This window comes from Microcoleus sp. Pol7_B2 (assembly GCF_036701035.1).
Taxonomy (GTDB): Bacteria; Cyanobacteriota; Cyanobacteriia; order Cyanobacteriales; family Microcoleaceae; genus Microcoleus.
Genome location: NZ_JAUBQB010000067.1, coordinates 17,625 through 29,041, shown reverse-complemented (window position 1 = coordinate 29,041; position 11,417 = coordinate 17,625). Strand labels below are relative to the sequence as shown.

The window sequence follows — 11,417 nt, the reverse complement described above, 5'->3', positions numbered from 1 at the left end:
ACAACTGGAGTCGGAGTTAGAGTTACTACCGGAGTTGGAGTGACAACTGGAGTCGGAGTTAGAGTTACTACCGGAGTTGGAGTGACAACTGGAGTCGGAGTTAGAGTTACTACCGGAGTGGGAGTGACAACTGGAGTCGGAGTTAGAGTTACTACCGGAGTGGGAGTGACAACTGGAGTCGGAGTGGGAGTTACTACCGGAGTGGGAGTGACAACTGGAGTCGGAGTGGGAGTTTCACTCGGAGTGGGAGTTTCACTCGGAGTCGGAGTGGGAGTTTCAACTGGAGTGGGGGTTGGTGTTGGCGGCGGGTCGATCGCGTCATCAGTCAAAAACCCAATATTACCAACACTACTAGAACGCGGAAACGACTGCGATGTAATGGTAGATTGTCCCGTTGTAATTGCACCCGCCGTACCGTTGCTAGCAGCATTCCCCACCACAAACGGTTGAATCGGCGTCCCTCCATCTCCCCCAGCGTGCACAATTGTAATTTTGCCACCACCGGCGCCGCCAGCAGTAGAAATGCTAGCAAATCCCGTCGGCGACAGTGGGGTTGAAAAAGCACCCGTAGCGCGGAAAAAATTGCCTGTTATTGCTGTCACCTCGCCACCGGTGCCGCCTGTACCGCCTTGGGCATTGATAAACTCTACTTGAATATCGCCGATCGGATCTAAGAACACATTCCCGGCATTTCCGACTATAGCGCTAGAGTTAATTTGTCCGGTGGTAATTGAAGTTATCGCCTTAACAGTTATGTTGCCGCCACTGTTTGCCGATGTATTCAAATTGCCTGCAGTGAAATTGTTACCGCTTGTAAATAGAATTTCTCCGCCATTAGTAGTAGTAATATTTTTAACGCTTATATCGCCCTGGGCAGTAATATCGACTTTGCCGGCGGTGACATCTCCCGATAAATTGACTTTTTCGGTGTTTAGTGCTGTCAATTGTTGCGCGTTAATTGTCGAGTTTCCTGTCACATTGCCAGCATTGTCAATCGCAAGATTTCCTAACTGGCTGGTAGCCCCCACCGAACCGTTGAAAGTGATGCTGCCACTACCGGAGGCTAGAGTTAAGTTGCGGGCCGCATCAATACTGTCGATCGCATCTCCAAAGGTAATATTCCCCCCGGCTGTACTCAATATCGCATCTTTCGTCAACCCGAGAACACCGTTAATATTGATGTTGCCATTATTAGTAGTAACATTGCCACCCAATTTAGTGCTGGCAGCAGCAATATTAAAACCAGAATTGCTCGCAATATTACCCGTGAATTCCGCCTGCGTTGCCGTAACATTCAAAACAGAAAGTGGTGCTGTTCCTCCGATATTTCCTTCTACCAGTACATTGCCTGTAGCCGCATCTAAGTTAAACAAATGATTACCCTCTATCGCACCAGTGATCTTAATATCTGCGCCGCTGGTACGGAGATTAATATCGTTGCCGAGTGTGACAGTGCCGTTGAGAGCGATCGGATTTTTATTGGTATTGATCCCATAATTCAAATTAATTGTGGCAGCGTTGAGAGCAATGCTGCTGTTGTCATTGCCAGTAAGAGTGCCATCAAGTGCGATCGTACCAGTTCCCCCTTGAATACTTAGGGGGTCTACAAAGGTGAGATTATAGGGAATACTAATATTGGCGCTGCTATCCGATCGCCCGATCGCGATCGAGCTAAATCCATTTTGAATCAAATTAAGTTCCGATGCCGTCAAATCTAAAGCGCTACTATTGTTATCAATTCCGCCAACAACAATATTTTGTCCGGCTGTTGCCGGTTGCAGCGTTAGCGCGCCCGTACCCGAAACATTCCCAGAAAAATTAATTTCACCTGCCGTTAAAGTCAGCGAGTTACTACCTGCCGATACAGTCGAACCGAAAGCAATTGTTGCATCTCCCACTGTAAAATTTACAGGAGCTTTTAAGGTCACTGGATTGCTAAAACCAATGTTATCATTAGTTGTGGTGATATTTCCGGTAACCGCAACAGTTCCCCCGCCATTTTGAATAAATGCACCGTCTAAGTTCAGGTTTTTCTCAATATTGAGATTCACCTTATTAGTAACTGTGAGCGTGCCGTCATTGGTTGTTGTTACAGTTCCTTTGAGATTAACATTATCAGCCGCAATATCCAGATTGCCAGTTACGTCTACTGTCTGGTTGAAAGTAATGTCGCTGCCTGAAAACACCGAGTTTGGGGCAACAGTCACTGCATCTACATAAGTTTGACTGCCGGTTGTAGTCACATTGCCGCCTAAAGATATCTTGCTGTTGGCACTTAAATTAGTGAGAGGAGTTGTTTCGCCGATCACACTTTTGAAGGTAATATTACCGCTAGCCGCCTTCACAGTCAAATCGCTGGTACCATCAACAGTATTATTGAAAGTAATGCTGTCACCTGAAAGAATCGGATTGTTGGCAATTGTAACTGCATCTCCATAAGTTTGACTGCCAGTTGTAGTGACATTTCCCTTAACTTGAGTTGTACCGCCAACATCTGTAGTCAAACTCGCGGCATTGACTGTTTGATTAAATGCAGTTGTGCCTGTAGAATTAGCTGTTAAATTGCCGATCGTACTTGCAGCACCAACTGCACCATTGAATGTAACATTACCGCTAACCGCATTCGTCGTCAAATCGCTGCTGCCGTCTACTGTATTATTGAAAGTAATGTCGCTGCCGGAGAGAATCGGATTGTTGGCAATTGTAACTGCATCTCCATAAGTTTGACTGCCAGTTGTAGTGACATTTCCTTTGACTTGAGTTGTGCCACCTGGATCTGTGGTTAAACTCGCGGCATTGACTGTTTGATTAAAGGCGGTTGTGCCTGTAGAATTAGCTGTTAAATTGCCGATCGTACTTGCAGCACCAACTGCACCATTGAATGTAACATTACCGCTAACCGCATTCGTCGTCAAATCGCTGCTGCCGTCTACTGTATTATTGAAAGTAATGTCGCTGCCGGAGAGAATCGGATTGTTGGCAATTGTAACTGCATCTCCATAAGTTTGACTGCCAGTTGTAGTGACATTTCCCTTGACTTGAGTTGTGCCACCAACATCTGTAGTCAAACTCGCCGCATTGATTGTTTGATTAAAGGCGGTTGTGCCTGTAGAATTAGCTGTTAAATTGCCGATCGTACTTGCAACACCAACTGCACCATTGAATGTAACATTACCGCTAACCGCCTTCGCCGTCAAATCGCTGCTGCCGTCTACTGTATCGTTGAAAGTAATACCGTTGCCGGAGAGAATCGGATTGTTGGCAATTGTCACTGCATCTCCATAAGTTTGACTGCCGGTTGTAGTGACATTTCCCTTGACTTGAGTTGTGCCACCAACATCTGTAGTCAAACTTGCGGCATTGACTGTTTGATTAAATGCGGTTGTTCCTGTAGAGTTAGCAGTAATATTTCCTAAGGCTGTGGTATTGCCAACTGCACCATTGAATGTAACATTACCGCTACCCGCCTTCGCCGTCAAATCGCTGCTGCCGTCTACTGTATCGTTGAAAGTAATACCGTTGCCGGAGAGAATCGGATTGTTGGCAATTGTCACTGCATCTCCATAAGTTTGACTGCCGGTTGTAGTGACATTTCCCTTGACTTGAGTTGTGCCACCAACATTTGTAGTTAAACTCGCGGCATTGACTGTTTGATTAAAGGCGGTTGTTCCTGTAGAATTAGCTGTTAAATTGCCGATCGTACTTGCAGCACCAACTGCACCATTGAATGTAACATTACCGCTAACCGCCTTCGCCGTCAAATTGCTGGTGCCGTCTACAGTATTATTGAAAGTAATGTCGCTGCCGGAGAGCATCGGATTGTTGGCAATTGTAACTGCATCTCCATAAGTTTGACTGCCGGTTGTAGTGACATTTCCCTTGACTTGAGTTGTGCCACCAACATCTGTAGTCAAACTTGCGGCATTGACTGTTTGATTAAATGCGGTTGTTCCTGTAGAGTTAGCAGTAATATTTCCTAAGGCTGTGGTATTGCCAACTGCACCATTGAATGTAACATTACCGCTACCCGCCTTCGCCGTCAAATCGCTGCTGCCGTCTACTGTATCGTTGAAAGTAATACCGTTGCCGGAGAGAATCGGATTGTTGGCAATTGTCACTGCATCTCCATAAGTTTGACTGCCGGTTGTAGTGACATTTCCCTTGACTTGAGTTGTGCCACCAACATTTGTAGTTAAACTCGCGGCATTGACTGTTTGATTAAATGCGGTTGTTCCTGTAGAGTTAGCAGTAATATTTCCTAAGGCTGTGGTATTGCCAACTGCACCGTTAAGTGTAATATTACCGGCACCTGCATTTACCAATAAACTTTTAGTGTTTGCTGTAGTGCCATCGAGATTCCTATTAAAGGCGACATTGCCGCTGCTGGTAGTTCCTGATGTTGTTAGGGTAATAGTTGGCTGACTAAGGATAACGGGTGATTGGAAGGTAATATTGCCACCGCTACCGGCGTCACTTGAGGTATTTATATTACCGCTAAGAATAGTATTTCCTGTACCAGAGTTGAGGGTGACGTTCCCTGCCGTACCTGCCTCTACTGAATTGGAAACTAGACCTCCAGTAGTAATGTTGCCACCAGAAGTGAAGAGGGCGATCGCTCCTCCATATCCTCCTAGCAAAGAAGAGGAATTGAGACTTCCAGCAGTTGTGTCGATCGCACCTGTTCCTTTAGTAACAGAGAGGTTGATATTCCCGGAGGTACCTGCATCTAATGAACGCGAATTCAGAGAACCAGTGGTAATGTTACCGCCAGCAGTTGAAAGGTCGATCACTCCTCCATTTCCTTCCACAGAAGAGGAATTGAGATTTCTAGTAGTAATGTTACCGCCAGCAGTTGAGAGGGCGATCCCTCCTCCATTTCCTCCCACAGAATTTGAAGACACATCTCCAGCAGTGGTGTCGATCGCACCCGTACCTCCAGTGACTCTGAGGGTGATATTCCCCCCCCTACCTCTATCTAGGGGACTGGCATTTAGATCTTTAGTGGTAATGTTACCCCCAGCAGTTGAGAGGGTGATCGCTCCTCCCTGTCCAAAAGTTGAACTCGATTGCAGAACATCACCAGTGGTGTCGATCGCGCCCAGACCTCCAGTAACTGTGAGGGTGATATCCCCTCCGCTACCTGCACTGCGTGAAAAGGAAGCCAGCTTGTTAGTGGTAATGTTACCGCCAGCAGTTGAGAGGGTGATCGCTCCTGCATTTCCTACCTTAGAAGAGGAATCCAAAAATCCAGCACTGATGTCGATCGCACCCGTACCTCCAGTGACTCTGAGGCTGATATCCCCCCCCGTACCTGCACCTATGGGATTGGAACCCAGGTCTCTAGTGGTAATGTTACCCCCAGCAGTTGAGAGGGTGATCGCTCCTCCCTGTCCAAAAGTTGAACTCGATTGCAGAAAATTACCAGTGGTGTCGATCGCGCCCGGACCTCCAGTAACTGTGAGGGTGATATCCCCTCCCCTACCTGCACCGCCTGAAATGGAAAGCAGCTTGTCAATGGTAATGTTACCACCAGTCGTTGAGAGGGAGATCGCACCTCCATTTCCTGAAGAGGATTGGGAATCCAGCTCTCCAGCAGTGGTGTCGATCGCGCCCGGACCTCCAGTAACTGTGACGGTTATATTCCCTGGATTACTTCCAGCAACGAAATTATTGGAAACCAGCGATTTAGTGGTAATGTTACCACCACCAGTAGTGGAGAGGGAGATTGCTCCTGAATTTCCTGCTGAGATAGCAGAGGAATAAATATCTGCAGCAGCGGTGTTGATACCATTGGTACTGGTGAGGCTAATATTTCCGCCCGTAGTAACAAGTGTGGCATTGACTGATATTGCATTACCAGCATTTAACGCGATCGCGCCATTTCCCGAATAATTAGTAATAGGTTGATTAACAGTAATATTATTATTCGCTTGCAGCGTCAGAGAATTATTATTATTCCAAGCAACGGGAGCACTAACTGTAATATCACCTATACTCGAAGAAGCCGACGCAGTAGAAATAGTGACATTTCCCAAAAGTAGCTGATTTTGCAGCGTCCCATTATTAATTGTAGAAGTGGCAGCAGAAGGCGTAAATACTCCCGCTGAGAAACTGTCGCCTACAGAATCCACATCTGTACTAATAGTAATATCAGTAGGATCTAATAATAAGGTGCCAGCAATCCCAAAGGTCGATCGCAAATCAACTAATCCTTGAAAATCCAGCCATTGCTTTCCCGACACTTCCGCAAAGCCGCCATTCCCAGAAAATAAGCCACCTCTGGCCGTAATATTCCCATTAAAGCGAGTAGTTTCATCCGCCCAAACTATAACTCGCCCGCCATTCCCATTACTAATAGCATCAGCATTAATCGTCGAGTCGCTGCTGACAAAAGTTCGCGAAGCATTGGGCACAGTCCCCAAACCCTGATAATTTCCGCCAATCAGTACATTACCGCCACCGTTAATCCCAGAAGCATCGATATTGCCTGCAATAACTCCTACTTTGTCACCTAAAATATTTACAGTACCGCCAGTGTTGCCAGAGACATTGAGAGTGCCAGAGGCGATCGCAGTTCCCGCAGTTACCGGCACAGCAACATTCCCTGTCAACACAACTTCGCCATTGGGATTTACCGTCAAACCCGTCGCCTGTGCCACACCTTGTCCAGTCAGCAACTCCGGCAAAGATAACACTGGCTGCGTCCAATTATTCGGCAGCGAACTTTGATTGGCTGTCGGCTGAATATCCAAACTCAATAAATTTCCAGCTTGACTAATTCGCACCAAGTTGTTACCCGGTACGGCGCTGATGAGAATATTGCCGCTAGGCGCAGTTAGCTGACCATTATTGACCACCGTACCGCCAATCAAACTTAAACTTTGACCTGGTGTCACCGTCAGATTGCCTGCATTAACAATGCTTCCACCTTGCAAATTTGTAAACGCAAAACTATTCGGTGTCCCGATTAATGTTGCCCAATTGTTATTGCCGATCGCGCTAAACCACTGATTGTTCCCAAAACCAATCCCTGTCGCCGTAGTAGCATTAAAAGAGCCCGGCACGTTGAGACTGGCATTCGGCCCCAAAATTATGCCGGCAGGATTCATCAAAAATAAATTGGAATTCCCGCCCGTCACTTGAATTAAGCCATTTATTAAAGAAGGATTACCCGCAGTAATCCTTCCCAAAATATTTTGAATATTGGGATTAGTGAGAAAGTTAGCCGTTTGACCTTCGCTGAGGCCAAACTGAGTAAAACTATGAAAAAGATTAGCCCCATCTCCGTTGAAGGACCCCCCGGAAATGTCGTAGCGGTTGCCGCTGGGAGTAACAACTGTGTGAGTGCCGTCTGCTGCCGGGGCTATGGGTTGCGCGTTGGCAGAACCCATAGCCCCGGCACTCAGCCAGCTAACAATGAATAACCATCCGAGCAAATGTAGTCTGTTGGCTGTCATTGTGTTTAAAGATTGTGCTGAAAGTGCGATCGTATTTATTTATTTATCCTATTTTTACTCATAAAAATTACTCATGTCAATAGGACCAGCCTATTTTTACTTGCCGAATAATTAGGATGTGACAAGGAAATGTATGTTTTTAATTACTATGATTTACGTAAAAACTGTTTTTTTACTAGAAGTCAGGCGCGGGAAATGAAACTTGGTTTATTGTTGCGACTTTCACAGCTTCCCTGACGCAATTATCTTTAAAAACCGGGTTGATGCGTCCGGGACTGTGGGGGAAAATATGGCGCAGAATGCGAGGGTTAGGGGTTTAAAAAACTTGGAATTTTAGTCAAAACTACGTAAGTTCCGATCGCCTGTTATACAGCTTGCTTAGAGTGGCAAAAAACTCGATCAACTCCCTACTCGCGGTCGCCTCCGCTTCTTTCTGCATAGGCAGAGCAGCTTGCAGCCCGCTTTCAGGACAACGAACCGAACAGCAGACTTTCTCTCAAAAACTTTATATTTTTGGGATGAACTTTACCAAAACTTTATAAAGCTCGATTAAAATTTTTATGTATTTTTGATGAAAGCCAATATTTGCAAGTCTTGCACTCAACTTTAGACTGTTACCGAAACGAAGTAAATGTAGTAGGTTGGAAGTCTAGGCAGGATGAAAATCTTGCTCTGACAGATTAAACTATGCGAGTCTGGTGTCAGTGAAAACTCTTAGAAGAAGCACTCATTTACTCCAAAACACCCTTAAGTGAGATCTGTATGTAGATTCACTGGTGTGGAGCCTCTTCTTTAGGTTTGACGATCGCCCTAAATATGGCAGGCTCGCGATCGTCTATTCGCGTCACGGCAACATGGCATTTAGGGCATTTTCCGCCTTACTACCTAACAATACAGGAGGAATCAGGGTTATGACTACCTTAACGCTAGTCAAAAAAACATCTTTTACAGTCGCCAGCTTGGTAACCACAATGTTGCTCAGCATCTGCCCGCCCGTCCGAGCTTTCATGTTTGGCACTGGCGGCATCCAGTTCGATCAAGATACAAAGATCAACTTTAGATTCAACAACTCTGTCAGCCCTTACCAGTCAAGCTTGTGGGTGGCCCAAGCTGACCCACAAAACAATGGCTACACCAACATCGCCAGACTGTTTTACGAGACTCAACCCTCAGATAACGGCTCTGCCAACAACTGGGAAGCAACCTTCGGGAACGCAGTCACCTCCGAAAACGGCTCCATCACCCAAACCTTCACATTTTTGCAGGATCAAATTTATGCCCTGCTGCTGTGGAGCGACACAGGTAGTGGCAGACCTTTCGAGCAATACGTCTCGTCGAGTACCTTCATGAACAGCCCCAACTGGTGGGCCGCCGGCACCCAGTTCCGAAGAGAGGAATGTCTGGTGGCGGGATGTCAGCTTGCTGTGTTTGGTGACTTTATGCTCAACTACAATTCCAGCGACTCATTTGCAAACATCAACGGCGGTAAAGGCCCAGAGCAATTTTCATCGCTCACAAAGGCCCAACTGGCTAATGGCACACAAATCTCCTTCGACGATGCCAAACCAGGAACCGAGCTTGACTTCAAAGACTTCACCGTGTCGGCTGAGTTAGTCCCCGAACCAGTCCCCGAACCAGTCCCTGAACCAGTCCCCGAACCAGTCACAGTGTTCGGGACTATCCTGGGTATCGGGGCTTTGGCTGCGGCTCGCAAGAAAAAAAAGCGAGGGCAGCAACCATAAAAATGACTATTAACCAGCCCCATACAAATCTAAATAGTGCGTCTGTTCAGTGGTACTCTGAGAAATAGCATTTCTAAATGTTAAGACTTTTTCCATAACGGGAAAAATAGCATCCTAACAAAGGCACTATTCATGGTATCCACCGCAGAAAAAACGAACGTAGGCTACATCACCCAAATCATCGGGCCAGTTGTAGACGTAAAATTCCCAGGCGGCAAACTGCCCCAAATCTATAACGCTCTCACAATTTCCGGCAAAAACGAAGCAGGTCAAGACGTTGCCGTTACCTGCGAAGTTCAACAACTGCTCGGAGACAGCCAAGTGCGCGCCGTTTCCATGAGTACCACCGACGGCTTGGTGCGTGGCATGGAAGTAGTAGATACCGGGGAAGCGATCCAAGTTCCCGTCGGAATCCCAACTCTCGGCCGGATTTTTAACGTCATCGGTCAACCCGTAGACAACCTCGGCCCGGTCAATACTTCCGAAAGTATGCCCATCCACCGCAACCCGCCGGCTTTCACCGAACTGGAAACCAAGCCTTCGGTGTTTGAAACTGGGATCAAGGTGATTGACCTGCTCGCGCCCTACCGTCGCGGTGGCAAAATCGGTTTGTTCGGCGGCGCAGGCGTCGGCAAAACCGTGATTATGATGGAACTCGTGAACAACATCGCCAAGGCTCACGGTGGCGTGTCCGTGTTCGGTGGTGTGGGCGAGCGCACCCGCGAAGGTAATGACCTCTACAAAGAAATGATCGAGTCGGGGGTTATTGACGAAGAAGACCGCAGCAAGTCAAAAATTGCTCTGGTTTACGGTCAAATGAACGAGCCGCCTGGTGCTCGGATGCGCGTGGGCCTGTCGGCTCTGGCGATGGCCGAATACTTCCGTGATGTCAGCAAGCAAGACGTGCTGCTGTTCATTGACAATATCTTCCGGTTTGTGCAAGCGGGTTCTGAGGTATCGGCTCTGTTGGGTCGGATGCCTTCGGCTGTGGGATATCAGCCGACTCTCGGTACAGACATGGGCGACTTGCAAGAACGGATTACTTCGACTACCGAAGGTTCGATTACTTCGGTTCAAGCTGTGTACGTACCTGCGGATGACTTGACTGACCCCGCACCGGCTACGACTTTTGCTCACTTGGACGCTACAACTGTGTTGTCTCGCGGTTTGGCTGCGAAGGGGATTTATCCTGCGGTTGACCCGCTGGATTCTACGTCTACGATGTTGCAAGTTAGCGTTGTCGGCGAAGAGCACTATGGTGTTGCTCGTCAGGTGCAGTCTACTCTGCAACGCTATAAGGAATTGCAAGACATTATTGCAATTTTGGGCTTGGATGAGCTGTCAGAAGATGACCGCTTGACCGTTTCTCGCGCTCGCAAAATTGAACGGTTCTTGTCTCAACCGTTCTTTGTGGCTGAAGTTTTCACCGGTTCCCCCGGCAAGTACGTCAAGCTGGCAGACACCATTAAGGGCTTCCAGATGATTTTGGCTGGCGAACTTGATGAATTACCGGAACAAGCTTTCTATTTGGTGGGCGATATCAACGAGGCGATCGCCAAAGCTGAAAAAATGAAAGCTGACGCCAAGTAATTTTAGTCATGAGTCAGTAGTCAGTCGTCAGTCGTTATTAGTTATTAGTTATTAGTTATTTGTTATTGGTAACAACTGACAACTGATAACTGGCAACTGACAACTGACAACTGACAACTGACAACTGACAACTGACAACCGACAACTGACAATTTATGACATTAACTGTGCGCGTAGTGGCCCCAGACAAAACTGTTTGGGATTCTAATGCTGAAGAAGTAATTCTGCCGAGCACCACAGGCCAACTAGGTATCTTGAGCGGTCACGCTCCAATGTTGACAGCTTTGGATACCGGAGTAATGCGCGTCCGTCCCGGCAAGGAATGGGTGTCTATTGCTCTGATGGGTGGCTTTGCAGAAATCCAAGAAAACAAAGTTACTATTCTTGTCAACGGCGCTGAAAAAGGCGAAACCATTGATAAAGAAGCTGCTCGTACTGCTTACACCGAAGCAGTAGCTCGTTTGGAAAAGTCCGCTAGTGGCACTGACCAAGAGCAAATTAAAGCTAAGCAAGCAATCAAACGCGCGAGAGCTCGTTTCCAAGCTGCCGGCGGCACGCTCTAGCTCTCAGGGTAAGGACATAGTGCTTTTGTAGTAGGGACACAACAATGTTGTGTCCCTGCTGTTTT

4 protein-coding genes are annotated in these 11,417 nt (G+C 47.2%); 3 read left to right on the top strand and 1 reads right to left on the bottom strand.

Features of this window, described 5'->3' with window-relative positions:
• Nucleotides 1-7,457, bottom strand: a 7,457-nt coding sequence (locus QUA57_RS21605) for a two-partner secretion domain-containing protein (protein WP_333251318.1), incomplete at its 3' end; no start/stop codon positions are given.
• A 911-nt stretch (nt 7,458-8,368) separates the two neighbouring features.
• On the opposite strand from QUA57_RS21605, the gene QUA57_RS21600 reads away from it, so the two are divergent.
• The 3 genes from QUA57_RS21600 to atpC all read left to right on the top strand — a co-directional run bounded on the left by QUA57_RS21600 (nt 8,369) and on the right by atpC (nt 11,352).
• Nucleotides 8,369-9,199, top strand: a complete 831-nt coding sequence (locus QUA57_RS21600; RefSeq protein ID WP_333063507.1) for a PEP-CTERM sorting domain-containing protein — start codon at nt 8,369-8,371, stop codon at nt 9,197-9,199.
• 132 nt (nt 9,200-9,331) lie between these two features.
• Nucleotides 9,332-10,789 carry a F0F1 ATP synthase subunit beta gene (atpD, locus tag QUA57_RS21595; RefSeq protein ID WP_006635884.1) on the top strand — a complete coding sequence of 486 codons (1,458 nt, stop codon included), beginning with the start codon at nt 9,332-9,334 and terminating at the stop codon, nt 10,787-10,789.
• Between the two features lie 155 nt (nt 10,790-10,944).
• Nucleotides 10,945-11,352 carry an ATP synthase F1 subunit epsilon gene (gene atpC, locus QUA57_RS21590; RefSeq protein ID WP_190663502.1) on the top strand — a complete coding sequence of 136 codons (408 nt, stop codon included), beginning with the start codon at nt 10,945-10,947 and terminating at the stop codon, nt 11,350-11,352.
• Nucleotides 11,353-11,417: the final 65 nt, after the last annotated feature.

Bases quoted from the DNA above. Each gene is read 5' to 3' on its own strand.
- atpD (WP_006635884.1), top strand. From the start codon at position 9,332: ATGGTATCCACCGCAGAAAAAACGAACGTAGGCTACATCACCCAAATC.
- atpC (WP_190663502.1), top strand. From the start codon at position 10,945: ATGACATTAACTGTGCGCGTAGTGGCCCCAGACAAAACTGTTTGGGAT.
- QUA57_RS21600 (WP_333063507.1), top strand. From the start codon at position 8,369: ATGACTACCTTAACGCTAGTCAAAAAAACATCTTTTACAGTCGCCAGC.